13 protein-coding genes and 1 tRNA gene are annotated in these 16,749 nt (G+C 64.6%); 1 reads left to right on the top strand and 13 read right to left on the bottom strand.

The annotated features are described in order from the left end of the window. The 3 genes from fusA to rpsL form a co-directional block, all read right to left on the bottom strand. Positions 1-1,915, bottom strand: a 1,915-nt coding sequence (fusA, locus tag AC1D01_RS04400; protein ID WP_477864860.1) for an elongation factor G, incomplete at its 3' end; no start/stop codon positions are given. A 78-nt stretch (positions 1,916-1,993) separates the two neighbouring features. Continuing rightward, positions 1,994-2,464: a 30S ribosomal protein S7 gene (rpsG, locus tag AC1D01_RS04395; protein WP_047510968.1), complete on the bottom strand. Its 471-nt coding sequence runs from the start codon at positions 2,462-2,464 to the stop codon at positions 1,994-1,996. A gap of 177 nt (positions 2,465-2,641) precedes the next feature. Continuing rightward, entirely contained in the window at positions 2,642-3,022 is a 381-nt protein-coding gene (rpsL, locus tag AC1D01_RS04390) for a 30S ribosomal protein S12 (RefSeq protein WP_477864859.1), read from the bottom strand. A gap of 298 nt (positions 3,023-3,320) precedes the next feature. Between rpsL and AC1D01_RS04385 the strand changes: the two genes are divergently transcribed. Further along, positions 3,321-3,734, top strand: a complete 414-nt coding sequence (locus tag AC1D01_RS04385; protein ID WP_477864858.1) for a PIN domain-containing protein — start codon at positions 3,321-3,323, stop codon at positions 3,732-3,734. Positions 3,735-3,781: 47 nt separating this feature from the next. Here the strand turns inward: AC1D01_RS04385 and rpoC are convergent, their stop codons facing one another. The 10 genes from rpoC to AC1D01_RS04335 form a co-directional block, all read right to left on the bottom strand. Further along, complete coding sequence (gene rpoC / locus AC1D01_RS04380) at positions 3,782-7,999, bottom strand: DNA-directed RNA polymerase subunit beta' (protein ID WP_477864857.1); 4,218 nt, start codon at positions 7,997-7,999, stop codon at positions 3,782-3,784. 17 nt (positions 8,000-8,016) lie between these two features. Further along, positions 8,017-12,141: a DNA-directed RNA polymerase subunit beta gene (rpoB, locus tag AC1D01_RS04375; protein WP_477864856.1), complete on the bottom strand. Its 4,125-nt coding sequence runs from the start codon at positions 12,139-12,141 to the stop codon at positions 8,017-8,019. Between the two features lie 311 nt (positions 12,142-12,452). Continuing rightward, a complete protein-coding gene (gene rplL, locus AC1D01_RS04370) occupies positions 12,453-12,833 on the bottom strand; it encodes a 50S ribosomal protein L7/L12 (RefSeq protein WP_477864855.1) in 381 nt (126 codons plus the stop codon). A gap of 42 nt (positions 12,834-12,875) precedes the next feature. Next, complete coding sequence (rplJ, locus tag AC1D01_RS04365) at positions 12,876-13,406, bottom strand: 50S ribosomal protein L10 (RefSeq protein ID WP_477864854.1); 531 nt, start codon at positions 13,404-13,406, stop codon at positions 12,876-12,878. A gap of 265 nt (positions 13,407-13,671) precedes the next feature. Beyond that, positions 13,672-14,382 (bottom strand): 50S ribosomal protein L1, encoded by a 711-nt coding sequence (rplA, locus tag AC1D01_RS04360; protein ID WP_477864853.1) that lies wholly within the window; start codon positions 14,380-14,382, stop codon positions 13,672-13,674. Positions 14,383-14,384: 2 nt separating this feature from the next. Continuing rightward, complete coding sequence (gene rplK, locus AC1D01_RS04355) at positions 14,385-14,816, bottom strand: 50S ribosomal protein L11 (protein WP_047510949.1); 432 nt, start codon at positions 14,814-14,816, stop codon at positions 14,385-14,387. A gap of 164 nt (positions 14,817-14,980) precedes the next feature. Continuing rightward, complete coding sequence (nusG, locus tag AC1D01_RS04350; protein WP_477864852.1) at positions 14,981-15,580, bottom strand: transcription termination/antitermination protein NusG; 600 nt, start codon at positions 15,578-15,580, stop codon at positions 14,981-14,983. A gap of 10 nt (positions 15,581-15,590) precedes the next feature. After that, complete coding sequence (secE, locus tag AC1D01_RS04345) at positions 15,591-15,974, bottom strand: preprotein translocase subunit SecE (RefSeq protein WP_477864861.1); 384 nt, start codon at positions 15,972-15,974, stop codon at positions 15,591-15,593. Positions 15,975-16,085: 111 nt separating this feature from the next. Next, positions 16,086-16,161: transfer RNA gene (locus tag AC1D01_RS04340), tRNA-Trp, on the bottom strand. An 18-nt stretch (positions 16,162-16,179) separates the two neighbouring features. Beyond that, positions 16,180-16,749 (bottom strand): EF-Tu C-terminal domain-related protein (locus AC1D01_RS04335; RefSeq protein ID WP_477864851.1); only part of this gene is annotated, 570 nt, incomplete at its 5' end.

The raw sequence follows: 16,749 nt of genomic DNA, 5'->3' as shown, positions 1-16,749 counted from the left end.
GCACCATGACACGGCGGGATGACAGGTCACCCATCACGTTGCCGGCGTAGTCTTCCGGGGTCTCGACTTCCACGGCCATCATCGGCTCGAGGATGACCGGGCTGGCCTTGCGGCAGCCGTCCTTGAAGCCCAGCGACGCGGCCATCTTGAACGCGTTTTCGTTCGAGTCGACTTCGTGGTACGAACCGAAGATCAGCGTGACCTTCACGTCGACCACCGGGAAGCCGGCCAGCACGCCGTTCGGCAGCGAGTCTTCGACGCCCTTCTTCACCGCGGGGATGAATTCGCGCGGCACGACACCGCCCTTGATGGCGTCGACGAACTCGAAGCCCTTGCCCGGCTCCTGCGGCTCGATGTTCAGCACGACGTGGCCGTACTGGCCCTTGCCGCCCGACTGGCGCACGAACTTGCCTTCGACATCGGTCGCCGACTTGCGGATCGTTTCGCGGTAGGCCACCTGCGGCTTGCCGACGTTGGCTTCCACGCCGAACTCGCGCTTCATGCGGTCGACGATGATTTCCAGGTGCAGTTCGCCCATGCCGGAAATGATGGTCTGGCCCGACTCTTCGTCGGTGCGCAGGCGGAACGACGGATCTTCCGCCGCCAGGCGACCCAGCGCGATGCCCATCTTTTCCTGGTCGGCCTTGGTCTTCGGCTCGACGGCCTGCGAGATCACCGGCTCCGGGAAGATCATCTTCTCGAGCGTGATGACGTGGTCGGGATCGCACAGCGTTTCGCCGGTCGTCACGTCCTTCAGGCCCACGCAGGCGGCGATGTCGCCGGCCAGGATTTCCTTGATTTCTTCACGCTGGTTGGCGTGCATCTGCAGGATCCGGCCGATGCGTTCCTTCTTGYCGCGAATCGGGTTGTAGACCGAGTCGCCCGACTTCAGCACGCCCGAGTAGACGCGCACGAAGGTCAGTTGGCCGACGTACGGGTCGGTCATCAGCTTGAAGGCCAGCGCGGCGAACTTCTCGTTGTCGTCGGCCTTGCGGGTGACGACCTTCTCGTCCTCGTCGGTGCCCGGCACCGGCGGGATGTCGATCGGCGACGGCATGAAGTCGATCACGGCGTCGAGCATGCGCTGCACGCCCTTGTTCTTGAACGCGGTACCGCACAGCATCGGCTGGATCTCGCTCGCGATCGTGCGCGTGCGGATGCCCAGCTTGATCTCGGCTTCGCTCAGGTCGCCCGACTCGAGGTACTTGTTCATCAGGTCTTCGCTGGATTCAGCGGCGGCCTCGATCATGTTCTCGCGCCATTTCTTGGCGTCGGCCTGCAGTTCGGCCGGGATGTCCTTGTAGTCGAACTTCATGCCCTGGGAGGCTTCGTCCCAGATGATCGCCTTCATCTTGATGAGGTCGACCACGCCGCTGAAGTTGTCTTCGGCACCGATCGGGATCACGATGGGCACCGGGTTCGCCTTCAGGCGGGCCTTCATCTGGTCATAGACCTTGTAGAAGTTCGCGCCGGTGCGGTCCATCTTGTTGACGAACGCGAGGCGCGGCACCTTGTACTTGTTGGCCTGGCGCCAGACGGTTTCCGACTGGGGCTGCACGCCACCCACGGCGCAGTACACCATGCAGGCACCGTCGAGCACGCGCATCGAGCGCTCGACCTCGATCGTGAAGTCCACGTGCCCCGGGGTGTCGATGATGTTGATGCGGTGCTCGGGGTGGTTGAGCTCCATGCCCTTCCAGAAGCAGGTCGTCGCGGCCGACGTGATCGTGATGCCGCGCTCCTGCTCCTGCTCCATCCAGTCCATCGTGGCAGCGCCATCGTGCACTTCACCGATCTTGTGGTTCACACCCGTGTAGAACAGGATGCGCTCGGTGGTCGTGGTCTTGCCGGCGTCGATGTGGGCCGAGATGCCGATGTTGCGGTAGCGCTCGATGGGGGTCTTGCGGGTGGCCATGATGGCACTCCAAAAGCAGGGGCCGCTCGCGGGTTCGCGTAAACCCGAAGAGCGGCCGTTGGACTGGGGACTTCGTTCTTAGAAGCGGAAGTGCGAGAACGCCTTGTTGGCGTCTGCCATGCGGTGCACTTCGTCGCGCTTCTTCATCGCGCCGCCGCGGCCTTCGACGGCCTCCAGCAGTTCGTTGGCGAGGCGCTGGGCCATCGACTTCTCGCCGCGCTTGCGGGCCGATTCCTTCAGCCAGCGCATGGCCAGGGCCACGCGGCGGACGGGGCGAACTTCCACGGGAACTTGGTAGTTCGCACCGCCGACACGGCGTGACTTCACTTCGACCATCGGCTTGATGTTGTTCAGCGCGACGGTGAAGATCTCCAGCGGATCCTTGCCCGACTTCTTCTCGACCTGCTCCAGGGCACCGTAGATGATGCGTTCGGCGATAGCCTTCTTGCCGGACTCCATGATCACGTTCATGAACTTGGAAAGGTCGACCGATCCGAACTTCGGATCAGGGAGGATCTCACGCTTGGGTACTTCGCGACGACGAGGCATTGCTCTTCCTTTTATCTTCAGTTGGCGCGGGCATCGCTGCCTGCACCGCGGTCACCACGAAGGCGCTTCTTGCGCCCGGGCTTCCACTTACTCGGCCCGGCGGGATCCACACCCACCGCAACCGCAACACGCCATGCCGGAGCTTGCACTCCCGCGATGACGACTTCACGAACCAGCTTACTTGCCGGCCTTCGGGCGCTTCGCGCCGTACTTGGAACGCGACTGCTTGCGGTCTTTCACGCCTTGCAGGTCGAGCGAGCCGCGCACGATGTGGTAGCGAACACCCGGCAGATCCTTCACGCGGCCGCCGCGCACGAGCACGACGCTGTGCTCCTGCAGGTTGTGGCCTTCGCCGCCGATGTAGGAAATGATCTCGAACCCGTTGGTCAGGCGAATCTTGGCCACTTTACGCAGCGCCGAGTTCGGCTTCTTCGGGGTGGTGGTGTACACGCGAGTGCACRCACCGCGGCGCTGGGGTCCACCCTGCAGCGCCGGGGATTTGGACTTCGTCTTCTCGACCTCGCGGCCCAGACGGACGAGTTGGTTGATGGTTGGCATGTTGGTAACTTGTTCCCGTTTGAAGTCACTGCCCGGATCTCTGTTGTAGAGGCCTGGGCACTCTCGGAAGAAGCGTCGCGCCCTCCCTTGGGCRTGTGGCCGAACGATGGAACCGCGAGGCTGCGGGATCGTTGACCGCCCGATCGACCGGCTTGTGGATTCCATGAACCCAGGCACCGGACCGACAAAAGAGCGAAGCAGAATCTGCCGAAAAGCCCGCGATTATATTCGTAGCCCCGTACACCCGCAAGCCAGGGATATGACCGCACCTGTATTCCGCTTCGACCCACCCCGCGCGGTGCTGGACACCAACGTCGTGCTCGACTGGCTGGTGTTCGGCAATCCGGGGGTCGCTCCGATCGCCCGCGCGGTCGAGCTTGGCCGGCTGCAATGGGTCGCCACGGCCGCGATGCGCGACGAGCTGGCCGAGGTGCTGCGCCGGGGTTTGCCGCGCAATCCGTCGATGGATGTCGATCGCATCTGGGCGACATGGAGTGCATGCGCTCACATCGAAGACACTCCGCCGCCCGCTGGCCTGGCCGCGCCGCTGCGCTGCACCGACCCCGACGACCAGAAGTTCATCGATTTCGCCCTTCACCGCGCCGACTGGCTGTTCACCCGCGACCGCGCCGTGCTGCGGCTGGCGCGCCGGGCCCTGCCGCGCGGCCTGGCGATCCTGGTGCCCGAAGCCTGGGCCGCGCCGCCGGGATGAAAAAAAAGGGCGGCCGAAGCCGCCCTTTCAGCGCGAGGCGCGAACACTCACTCGGCAGCGTCGCCACCGGCTTCCGCCGGGGTTTCCTGCACCGAGGCGAATTCCTCCGCCTCCTGCATCGCGATGGCACGGCGCTCGGCGTCGTCCATCTCTTCCTTGACGCGGCGTGCGTCGTGGAAGGCCATGCCGGTACCGGCCGGGATCAGGCGGCCGACGATGACGTTCTCCTTCAGGCCACGCAGCTCGTCGCGCTTGCCCATGATGGCAGCCTCGGTGAGCACGCGGGTCGTTTCCTGGAAGGATGCCGCCGAGATGAAGCTGTCGGTCGACAGCGACGCCTTGGTGATGCCCAGCAGCACGTCGGCGTGCGTCGCCGTCATCTTGCCTTCGGCCACCATCCGGTCGTTGGTGTCCAGCAGCTCCGAACGCTCGACCTGCTCACCGACGATGTAGGCCGTCTCGCCCGGGTTGACGATCTGCACGCGGCGCAGCATCTGGCGAACGATCACCTCGATGTGCTTGTCGTTGATCTTCACGCCCTGCAGACGGTAGACGTCCTGCACCTCGTCGACGATGTAGCGCGCCAGTTCCTCGATGCCCAGCAGGCGCAGGATGTCCTGCGGATCGGCCGGACCGTCGACGATCGACTCGCCCTTGTTGACCACCTGGCCTTCGTGGACCACGATGTTCTTTTCCTTCGRGACGAGCTCTTCGTAGACCTTGCCTTCCGGATCGGTGATCTGCAGGCGAACCTTGCCCTTGGTCTCCTTGCCGAACGACACCGTGCCGGTCATCTCGGCCAGCGTGCCCTTGTCCTTCGGGCTGCGCGCCTCGAAGAGTTCGGCCACGCGCGGCAGACCGCCGGTGATGTCTCGCGTCTTCTGGCCTTCGACCGGAATGCGCGCCAGCACTTCGCCCGGGGCCAGGTCCTGGCCGTCGCGGATCTGGACCAGCGAGCCGACCGGGAAGCCGATCGTCACCGAGTGGTCGGTGCCGGGGATCTTCACCTCGTTGCCGCCGGCATCCAGCAGCTTGACCTGCGGACGCACGACCTTGGCCGCGCCGCGGCGCTTCGGGTCGATCACGACCAGCGTCGACAGGCCGGTCACTTCGTCGAGCTGCTTGGCGACCGTGACACCTTCCTCGACGTTCTCGAACTTCGCCTTGCCGGCGAATTCCGTGATGATCGGGCGGGTCAGCGGATCCCAGTTCGCCAGCACCGTGCCAGCCTTCAACTGCTGGTCGGGCTTGATGTTCAGGATCGCGCCGTACGGCACCTTGTGGCGCTCGCGCTCGCGACCGTGCTGGTCGGCGATGATGATTTCACCCGAGCGCGAGATCACGACCAGGTCGCCCTTGCCGTTGGTCACGTAGCGCATCGTCGCGTTGAAGCCGATGTGGCCATCGGACTTCGCATCGACGCTCGACGCCACCGCCGCACGCGAAGCCGCGCCGCCGATGTGGAACGTGCGCATCGTCAGCTGCGTGCCCGGTTCGCCGATCGACTGCGCCGCGATCACGCCGACCGCTTCGCCGCGGTTCACCAGGCCACCACGGCCCAGGTCGCGGCCGTAGCACTTGCCGCACAGGCCGAAGCGCGTGCCGCAGGTCAGCGCGGTGCGCACCTTCACTTCGTCGACGCCGGCAGCTTCGAGGCTGTCGAGCACGTCTTCGTCGAGCATGGTGCCGCCGGTCAGCAGCTGTTCACCCGTTTCCGGGTGCTGCACCTCGATCGCGGTGACGCGGCCGAGGATGCGGTCGCGCAGCGATTCGATCACTTCGCCGCCTTCGACCAGCGCGCGCATGTTGATGCCGTTCTGCGTGCCGCAATCGTCTGCGGTGACCACCAGATCCTGGGTCACGTCGACCAGGCGACGCGTCAGGTAACCGGAGTTCGCCGTCTTCAGCGCCGTGTCCGCCAGGCCCTTGCGGGCGCCGTGGGTGGAGATGAAGTACTGCAACACGTTCAGGCCTTCACGGAAGTTCGCCGTGATGGGCGTCTCGATGATCGAGCCGTCCGGCTTGGCCATCAGGCCGCGCATGCCGGCCAGCTGGCGGATCTGCGCAGCGGAGCCGCGCGCACCCGAGTCGGCCATCATGTAGATGGAGTTGAACGACTCCTGGTCGACTTCCTTGCCGTGGCGGTCGAGCACGCGCTGCTTGGCCAGCTGGCTCATCATGACCTTGCCGACTTCGTCGCCGGTCTTGCCCCAGATGTCCACGACCTTGTTGTAGCGCTCGCCGGCCGTGACGAGACCCGAGACGTACTGCTGCTCGATCTCCTTCACTTCCTTCTCGGCGCGTTCGATCAGGCCCGGCTTTTCCTTCGGCACGAGCATGTCGTCGATCGCGATCGAGATGCCGGCGCGCGTGGCCAGGCGGAAGCCCGCCTGCAGCAGCTTGTCGGCGAACACGACCGTTTCCTTCAGACCGCACTTGCGGAACGAGGTGTTGATCAGGCGCGAGATTTCCTTCTTCTTCAGCGCCTTGTTGATGTTCGAGAACGGCAGGCCCTTCGGCAGGATCTCGGACAGCAGCGCACGGCCGACGGTGGTGTCGACGAGCTTGGTCTCCGGCACGAACTCGCCGGTCACCTTGTTCTTCGTCCACTCGGTCAGGCGCACGGCGATGCGGGCGGTGACTTCGACCGCGGCGTTGTCCAGCGCGCGCTGCACTTCGACGACGTCGGAGAAGATGATGCCTTCGCCCTTGCCGTTGATGCGCTCGCGGGTCGCGTAGTACAGGCCCAGCACCACGTCCTGCGACGGCACGATCGACGGTTCGCCGTTGGCCGGGAACAGCACGTTGTTGGAGGCCAGCATCAGCGTGCGGGCTTCCATCTGCGCTTCGATCGACAGCGGCACGTGGACGGCCATCTGGTCACCGTCGAAGTCGGCGTTGAACGCAGCGCACACCAGCGGGTGCAGCTGGATCGCCTTGCCTTCGATCAGCACCGGCTCGAACGCCTGGATGCCCAGGCGGTGCAGCGTCGGTGCGCGGTTCAGCATGACCGGGTGTTCCTTGATGACCTCTTCAAGGATGTCCCACACCACCGGCGTGCCCGATTCCACTTCCTTCTTCGCCGCCTTGATGGTGGTGGCGATGCCCATGGCCTCGAGGCGCGAGAAGATGAACGGCTTGAACAGTTCGAGCGCCATCAGCTTGGGCAGGCCGCACTGGTGCAGCTTCAGCGTCGGGCCGACCACGATGACCGAACGGCCCGAGTAGTCGACGCGCTTGCCCAGCAGGTTCTGGCGGAAGCGGCCGCTCTTGCCCTTGATCATGTCGGCCAGCGACTTCAGCGCGCGCTTGTTGGCGCCGGTCATCGCCTTGCCGCGACGGCCGTTGTCCAGCAGCGAGTCGACCGCTTCCTGCAGCATGCGCTTCTCGTTGCGCRCGATGATCTCCGGCGCCTTCAGTTCGAGCAGGCGGGCCAGGCGGTTGTTGCGGTTGATGACGCGGCGGTAGAGGTCGTTCAGGTCCGACGTGGCGAAGCGGCCGCCGTCCAGCGGCACCAGCGGACGCAGGTCCGGCGGCAGCACCGGCAGCACGTTCATCACCATCCACTGCGGCTTGATGCCCGACTTCTTGAAGGCTTCCATCACCTTCAGGCGCTTGGAATTCTTCTTGACCTTCAGCTCGGAGCCGGTCATGTCGCCGCGCAGGCGCTCGATCTCGACGTCGAGGTCCATCTCGGCCAGCAGCTTCTGCACGCCTTCGGCGCCCATCAGCGCGACGAACTCGTCGCCGAACTCGGTGCGCTTCGCGTCGTAGTCGTCTTCCGACATGATGCTGAACTTCTTCAGCGGGGTCATGCCGGGGTCGACCACCACGTACGCTTCGAAGTACAGCACGCGCTCGATGTCGCGCAGCGTCATGTCGAGCACCAGGCCCAGGCGCGACGGCAGCGACTTCAGGAACCAGATGTGCGCGCACGGCGCGGCCAGGTCGATGTGGCCCATGCGGTCACGGCGAACCTTGGTCTGCGTCACTTCGACGCCGCACTTCTCGCAGATCACGCCACGGTGCTTCAGGCGCTTGTACTTGCCGCACAGGCACTCGTAGTCCTTGATCGGGCCGAAGATCTTGGCGCAGAACAGGCCATCGCGCTCCGGCTTGAAGGTGCGGTAGTTGATGGTCTCCGGCTTCTTCACTTCGCCGAACGACCACGACCGAATTTTCTCGGGGGAAGCCAGCCCGATCTTGATGGCATCGAAATGCTCATCAGGGGTGAACTGGCGGAACAGATCAAGCAAACCCTTCATGTTCTGTTTCCTTTTCTTTAGTTGCGCTCGAGCTCGATGTCGATACCGAGCGAACGAATTTCCTTGACCAGCACGTTGAACGATTCCGGCATGCCGGCCTCGATGGCGTGCTCACCCTTGACGATGGACTCGTACACCTTGGTGCGGCCGTTCACGTCGTCGGACTTGACGGTCAGCATCTCCTGCAGCACGTAGGACGCGCCGTAGGCTTCCAGGGCCCACACTTCCATTTCGCCGAAGCGCTGGCCACCGAACTGGGCCTTGCCGCCCAGCGGTTGCTGCGTGACCAGCGAGTACGGGCCGGTGGAACGGGCGTGCATCTTGTCGTCGACCAGGTGGTGCAGCTTCAGCACGTGCATGTAGCCGATCGTGACCGGACGCTCGAAGGCGTCGCCGGTGCGGCCGTCGTACAGCGTGGCCTGGGTGCGCGTGGCCGTCAGGCCCTTGACCTTGGCGATCTCGTCCGGGTAGGCCAGCTTCAGCATGCCGCGGATTTCCTCTTCGGCCGCACCGTCGAACACCGGCGTCGCGAACGGCACGCCCTTGCTCAGGTTGCCGGCCATCTCGAGGATCTCGTCGTCGCTCAGGTGGTCCAGGCGCTCGGTCTTGCCGCCCGACTTGTTGTAGAGCTCGTCGAGGAACTTGCGCAGCTCGGCCACCTTGGATTGCGCCTGCAGCATGTCGCCGATGCGCTGGCCGATGCCCTTGCCGGCCCAGCCCAGGTGAACCTCGAGCACCTGCCCGACGTTCATCCGCGACGGCACGCCCAGCGGGTTCAGCACGATGTCGCACGGCGTGCCGTCGGCCATGTGCGGCATGTCCTCGATCGGGTTGATCTTGGACACGACGCCCTTGTTGCCGTGGCGGCCGGCCATCTTGTCGCCGGGTTGCAGGCGGCGCTTGACGGCCAGGTACACCTTCACCATCTTCAGCACGCCGGCCGGCAGCTCGTCGCCCTGCGTGAGCTTCTTGCGCTTCTCTTCGAACGCGAGGTCGAAGCTGTGGCGCGTCTGCTCCAGCGAGTTCTTGATCGACTCGAGCTGGTTGGCGATGTCGTCATCGGCCGGGCGGATGTCGAACCAGTGGTACTTCTCGACGCTGGCCAGGTAGGCCTTGTCGATCGCGGTGCCCTTGGCGATCTTCTGCGGGCCGCCGTTGGCGATCTTGCCCGACAGCAGCTTCTCGATCCGGTCGAACGCGTCGGCCTCGACGATGCGCAGCTGGTCGTTCAGGTCGAGGCGGTAGCGCTTCAGCTCATCGTCGATGATCTGTTGCGCGCGCTTGTCGCGCTGGATGCCTTCGCGGGTGAAGACCTGCACGTCGATGACGGTGCCGCTGGTGCCCTGGTCGACGCGCAGCGAGGTGTCCTTCACGTCGGAGGCCTTCTCGCCGAAGATCGCGCGCAGCAGCTTCTCTTCCGGCGTCAGCGTGGTCTCGCCCTTCGGCGTGACCTTGCCCACCAGCGTGTCGCCCGGGTTGACCTCGGCGCCCACGTAGACGATGCCCGATTCGTCCAGGCGAGCCAGTTGCTGCTCGCTCAGGTTCGGGATGTCGCGCGTGATTTCTTCCGAGCCCAGCTTGGTGTCGCGCGCCATCACCACCAGTTCCTCGATGTGGATCGAGGTGTAGCGGTCGTCGGCGATCACGCGTTCGCTGATCAGGATCGAGTCTTCGAAGTTGTAGCCGTTCCAGGGCATGAACGCGACCAGCATGTTCTGGCCGAGCGCCAGCTCGCCGATGTCGGTCGAGGCGCCGTCGGCGATGATGTCCTCGGCGGAGACGGTGTCGCCGCGCTTGACGATCGGACGCTGGTGGATGTTCGTGTTCTGGTTCGAACGCTGGTACTTGATCAGGTTGTAGATGTCGACGCCGACTTCACCGGCCACCGTCTCGTTGTCGTTGACGCGGATCACGATGCGGTTGGTGTCGACGTAGTCCACGACACCGCCGCGGCGCGCGGCCACGACCGTGCCCGAGTCCTTGGCGGCGACGCGTTCGACACCGGTCCCCACCAGCGCCTTCTCGGGGCGCAGCGTCGGCACGGCCTGGCGCTGCATGTTGGCGCCCATCAGCGCGCGGTTCGCATCGTCGTGCTCGAGGAACGGCACCAGCGAGGCGGCCACCGAGACGATCTGCGTCGGCGCCACGTCCATGTACTGGATGCGCTCCGGCGAGGTCAGGATCGACTCGCCGTTGTCACGCGCGGAGACCAGCTCGTCGATCAGCTTGCCGTCGGCGTCGAGCGAGGCGTTGGCCTGCGCGATCACGTACTTGCCTTCCTCGATGGCCGACAGGTAGTCGATCTGCATCGTCACCTTGCCGTCGGCCACGCGACGGTACGGCGTCTCGAGGAAGCCGTACTCGTTGAGCTGCGCGTACAGGGCGAGCGAGTTGATCAGGCCGATGTTCGGGCCTTCCGGCGTCTCGATCGGGCACACGCGGCCGTAGTGGGTCGGGTGCACGTCGCGGACTTCGAAGCCGGCGCGTTCGCGGGTCAGGCCGCCCGGGCCCAGGGCCGAGACGCGACGCTTGTGCGTGATCTCGGACAGCGGGTTGGTCTGGTCCATGAACTGCGACAGCTGCGACGCACCGAAGAACTCCTTCAGCGCCGCGGAGATCGGCTTGGAGTTGATCAGGTCGTGCGGCATCAGCGCTTCGGTCTCGGCCTGGCCGAGGCGTTCCTTGACGGCCTTCTCGATGCGGGCGAGGCCCGAGCGGTACTGGTTCTCGGCCAGTTCGCCCACGCAGCGCACGCGACGGTTGCCCAGGTGGTCGATGTCATCGACTTCGCCGCGGCCGTTGCGCAGCTCGACGAGGATCTTCACGACGTCGAGGATGTCGTCGTTCGACAGCGTCATCGGGCCTTCCGGCACGTCGCGGCCGACCCGGGCGTTGAACTTCATGCGGCCCACGCGCGACAGGTCGTACGTGTCGGCGTTGTAGAACAGCCGGTTGAAGAGCGCTTCGACGGCGTCTTCGGTCGGCGGCTCGCCGGGGCGCATCATGCGGTAGATGGCGACGCGCGCGGCCAGCTGGTCGGCCGTTTCATCGGCGGCCAGCGTCTGCGAGATGTAGGCGCCTTCGTCCAGCTCGTTGGTGTAGAGGCACTGCATCTCCTTCACACCGGCGGTGCGCAGCTTCTTCAGCAGCGAATCGGTCAGCTCGTCGTTCGCCTTCGCGATGATCTCGCCGGTGTCCGGGTCGACCATGTTGCGGGCCAGCACGCGGCCGACCAGGAAGTCTTCCGGCACGCTGATGAACTGCGTCTCGCTCTGCTCGATCTGGCGCGTGTGGCGCGCGGTGATGCGCTTGTCCTTCTCGACGACGACGCTGCCGTTCTTGTCGGTGATGTCGAAGCGGGCCACTTCGCCGCGCAGGCGGTCGGCGACGAACTCCATCTGGGCACCGGAGTCCATCAGGCGGAAGTTGTCGAACACGAAGAAGTTCGCGAGGATCGATTCCGGGTTCAGGCCGATGGCCTTCAGCAGGATCGTCACCGGCATCTTGCGGCGGCGGTCGACGCGGAAGTACAGGATGTCCTTCGGGTCGAACTCGAAGTCGAGCCAGGAGCCGCGGTACGGAATGATGCGGGCGCTGAACAGCAGCTTGCCCGAGCTGTGGGTCTTGCCCTTGTCATGTTCGAAGAACACGCCCGGCGAGCGGTGCAGCTGCGAGACGATCACGCGCTCGGTGCCGTTCACGATGAACGAACCGTAGTCGGTCATGAGCGGCACTTCGCCCATGTAGACCTCTTGTTCCTTGATTTCCTTGACCGTCTTCGCCTGCGGCGACTCGCGGTCATAGATGATCATCTGCAGCTTGGCGCGCACCGCAGCGGCGTAGGTCAGGCCACGCTGCTGGCACTCCCGCGTGTCGAACGCAGGCTTGGCCATGTTGAACTCGATGAACTTCATCTCCACGAACCCGTTGTGCGACACGATCGGGAAAGCGGAGAGGAAAGCGGCCTGCAGGCCTTCAGGCTTGCGTTTCTGCGGAGCGACGTCCTTCTGGAGGAAGGCGACGTACGACTCCTTCTGCATCGTCAGCAGATAGGGAACGTTGAGGACACTCTCGCGCTTGCCGAAGCTCTTGCGAATCCGCTTGCGCTCGGTGTAGCTGTAGGGGGTTGCGTGCTGCGCCATATGTGATTTCTCACTCCGTATCGGGGAACAGAACCGGGCCCAGGCCTGCTCCCGTCGGCGACTGTCTTTCGAACATTGCGTTCGACGCTTGGTGGCTGGCCACTACCAACCGCTGGCGGACAACCCCGGCATTGCACCGGAGTCCGACCAAACCCGTTCTCTGCAGTCGGATCAGAGAACACTTGAAAAGGAGGGGAAGTCCGACATTGTCGTTGCTCCCGCCTTTTCAGGTGCCCTCAGGGGGACAAACCCCTGAAGCGCAAAAGGCTGGGGCCGTGAACCGGCGCCCAGCCCGCTGCTGACCAGCCGAATTACTTGACTTCGGCCTTCGCGCCGGCATCCACCAGCTTCTTGACAGCGGCTTCTGCGTCGGCCTTGGGCACGGCTTCCTTGACGGGCTTCGGAGCGCCGTCGACCAGGTCCTTGGCTTCCTTCAGGCCCAGGCCCGTCAGTTCGCGCACGGCCTTGATGACCGACACCTTGTTCGCGCCGGCTTCGAGCAGCACGACGTTGAATTCGGTCTTTTCTTCAACGACAGCAGCAGCAGCGCCGCCGCCGCCGCCGCCACCGCCGGTGGCCATGGAAGCGGCGGTCAYGCCGAACTTCTCTTCGATGGCCTTGACCAGGTCGTTGAGTTCCATCACCGACATGCTGTCCAGCGAGGTCAGGAATGCGTCTTTATCGAATGCCATTTTGGGTTCCTAGAGATCAGGTAAAGGTTGAGAGGGTCGTCTTCAGGCTGCGGCAGCTTCGGCGGCGGGGGCTGCTTCTGCAGCACCTTCGCCACGTTGCTTGGCCAGCGCGGCCAGGACGGCGGCCGTGCGCTGCACCGGTGCCATCAGCAGGCCGGCCAGCTGCGACAGCAGCACTTCCTTGGTGGGAATGCTGGCCAGGGCCTTCACGCCGTCGGCGTTCAGGACCTTGCCGGCGTACGCACCAGCCTTGATGACGAGCTTGTCGTTGCCCTTGGCAAAGTCGGCGATGACTTTGGCCGCGGCAACGGCGTCCTCGGAAAAACCGTAGATCAGCGGGCCGACGAAGCTTTCCGCGGCCACCTCGAACGACGTACCGGCAACGGCACGGCGAGCCAGGGTGTTCTTCAGCACGTGAAGGTACACGCCCTTGTCGCGAGCCTGCTTGCGCAGTGCGTCCAGGTGAGCCACGGTGAGGCCACGGTACTCGGCCAGCGCCAACGTCTGTGAACGCGCGACTTGCGCGGCCACATCCGTCACCACGGCTGCTTTCTCGTTGCGATTGAGACTCAAGGTCTGCTCCTCACACATCGTGTCCGTCGGCAGGGATGCCTCAGGACACACCACGATTCAGCGACCTCTGCCTTGGAACCGGAATTCCTTGCCAGTGGGATCGCCATCTGCGCGGGCTTCGGATCGGGTGTCGCCACCGTCTCGTCGATTAAGCGGCCCGGGGGCCACGCCTGCGGTCTTGGATGGCCTGGCCCGGTTTGCACCGGACCAGCCCACCAATTCATCGGACCGGCACCAGACTCGTGCCAGCCCTCGATCTGTCAGATCAGGCGGCCGTTGCCGACGCGTTGATCGAAGCGACGTCCACGCGGGCGCCCACGCCCATCGTCGACGACACCGCCACCTTGCGCAGGTAGATGCCCTTGCTCGACGCCGGCTTGGCCTTGTTCAGGGCCTCGATCAGCGCGCGCAGGTTGCCCACCAGCTTGTCGGCGTCGAACGAGCGACGGCCGATGGTGCTGTGGACGATGCCGGCCTTGTCGACGCGGAACTGCACCTGGCCGGCCTTCGCGTTCTTCACCGCGGTGGCCACGTCGGGCGTCACGGTGCCGACCTTCGGGTTCGGCATCAGGCCGCGCGGGCCGAGGATCTGGCCCAGCGTACCGACGATCCGCATCGTGTCCGGCGAAGCGATCACGACGTCGAAGTTCAGGTTGCCGGCCTTCACCTGCTCGGCGAGGTCGTCCATGCCGACGATGTCGGCGCCGGCGGCACGGGCTTCTTCAGCCTTGGCGCCTTGCGCGAACACCGCGACACGCTTGGTCTTGCCGGTGCCGTTGGGCAGCACGACGGCGCCACGAACGACCTGGTCGGACTTCTTGGCGTCGATGCCGAGTTGCACGGCCACGTCGATGGATTCATCGAACTTGGCGGTCGCGCATTCCTTGACGATGGCCAGCGCGTTGTCGAGGGCGTACAGCTTGGTGCTGTCGACCTTGCCAGCGGTGGCTTTTTGGCGTTTGGTCAGCTTGGCCATGCTCAGACTCCTTCAGTGGTCACGCCCATCGAGCGGGCGGTGCCGGCGATCGTGCGAACGGCGGCATCCATGTTGGCTGCCGTCAGATCCTTGACCTTGGTCTTCGCGATCTCTTCGAGCTGGGCACGGGTGATCTTGCCGACCTTGTCGGTGTGCGGCTTGGCCGAGCCCTTGTCGAGCTTGATCGCCTTCTTGATCAGCACGGTCGCCGGGGGCGACTTCATGATGAACGTGAAGGACTTGTCCGCGAACGCGGTGATCACGACCGGCAGCATCAGGCCGGGTTCCAGCCCCTGGGTCTGCGCGTTGAACGCCTTGCAGAACTCCATGATGTTCAGGCCACGCTGGCCGAGGGCCGGGCCGATCGGGGGCGACGGGTTGGCCTTGCCGGCCGGTACTTGCAGCTTGATGAAGCCGACAATCTTCTTTGCCATGATTTCTCCAGAGAGGCCTGCCTTGGCAGACGGGCCTTGAGTGCCAACGCAAGGGGCTGGTTACCCTTGCTCCTCGTACCGGTGTCTCGTCACCGGCATCAACGGGATGGCCTTTGGCAAGTTGCCTTGCCGGGCCGCCATCCGGGCCCGAATTCTTCAGGCCGTCAGACCTTCTCGACCTGCGAGAAGTCGAGCTCGACCGGCGTGGCACGGCCGAAGATCGTGACCGAGACGCGCACCTTGGACTTGTCGTAGTTGACGTCCTCGATCGCACCGTTGAAGTCGGTGAACGGGCCTTCCTTGACGCGCACCAGTTCGCCCACTTCCCACTCGACCTTCGGACGCGGCTTCTCGACGCCTTCCTGCATCTGGGTGACGATCTTCATCACCTCGGCTTCGGAGATCGGCGCCGGGCGGTTCTTCGCACCGCCGACGAAGCCGGTGACCTTGCTGGTGTGCTTCACCAGGTGCCAGGTGTCGTCGGCCATTTCCATCTCGACCAGCACGTAGCCCGGGAAGAAGCGGCGCTCGGTCACGGCCTTCTTGCCGTTCTTCAGCTCGACGACCTCTTCCATCGGCACCAGGATGCGGCCGAACTTCTCCTGCATGCCGGCGCGGTCGATGCGCTCGCGCAGGTTGCGCTCGACGGCCTTCTCCATGCCCGAATAGGCATGCACCACGTACCAGCGCTTGTTGCCGGCCGGCGCCAGGGGCGCGGGCACGGCTTCGGCCGCGGTTTGCTCGTTGGGCTGTTGTTCGCTCATCAGGATGTCCTCAACGCTTCCAGCCCAGGATCAGGTCGTACAACACCCATTCGAGCGTCTTGTCGGTGAACCACAGGAACAGCGCCATCACGACCACGAAGGCAAAGACGTACAGCGTCATCTGCGTCGCTTCCTTGCGGCTCGGCCAGACGACCTTGCGGACTTCGCGCGACGAATCCTGCCCGAAGGCGATCAGCTGCTTGCCGCTTTCGGACGTGAAGAACAGCCCGACAGCGGCCACCAGCAGCAGCACCAGGGCGCCGACGCGCAGCCAGAGGTCCTGCTTGCCGAGCGCATAGAACGCCGCCACGGCCGCAATCACCAGCACGCCGGAGGCGGCGAGCTTGGCCTTGTCAGTGCCCGTGGAGACGGTTTCGACTTGTGGATTCGACATTTCGCTCTTCAAAAAACATGTGCCGCTTTTCAGCAGCAAAGCCCGCCGGGACTTTTCGTCGCCGTGCGGGCTGCTTGGGCCACCAATCTCAACCCCACCAACTTCACCGATTGGCAGGGGCAGAGGGAATCGAACCCCCAACCTCTGGTTTTGGAGACCAGCGCTCTGCCAGTTGAGCTATACCCCTGTGGCCTTCAAACGCAAATTACTCGAGGATCTTGGCGACGACGCCGGCGCCGACGGTGCGGCCGCCTTCACGRATGGCGAAGCGCAGGCCTTCTTCCATCGCGATCGGGKYGATCAGCTTCACCGTGATGCTCACGTTGTCGCCAGGCATCACCATTTCCTTGTCCTTCGGCAGYTCCACCGCGCCGGTCACGTCCGTCGTGCGGAAGTAGAACTGCGGGCGGTAGTTGTTGAAGAACGGCGTGTGGCGGCCGCCTTCTTCCTTGCTCAGCACGTACACCTCGGCCGTGAAGTGCGTGTGCGGCTTGATGCTGCCCGGCTTGCACAGCACCTGGCCGCGCTGCACGTCTTCACGCTTCGTGCCACGCAGCAGGATGCCGACGTTGTCGCCTGCCTGGCCCTGGTCCAGCAGCTTGCGGAACATCTCCACGCCCGTGCAGGTCGTCTTCTGCGTCACCGCGATGCCGACGATCTCGATTTCTTCGCCGACCTTCACCACGCCGCGCTCGATGCGGCCCGTCACCACCGTGCCGCGACCCGAGATCGAGAACACGTCTTCCACCGGCATCAGGAATGCGCCGTCGATCGC

Source organism: Rhizobacter sp. P3_B12 (assembly GCF_056402895.1).
Note: the sequence above shows the minus strand (reverse complement) of the source record. Positions and strands in the feature narration are given on the sequence as shown.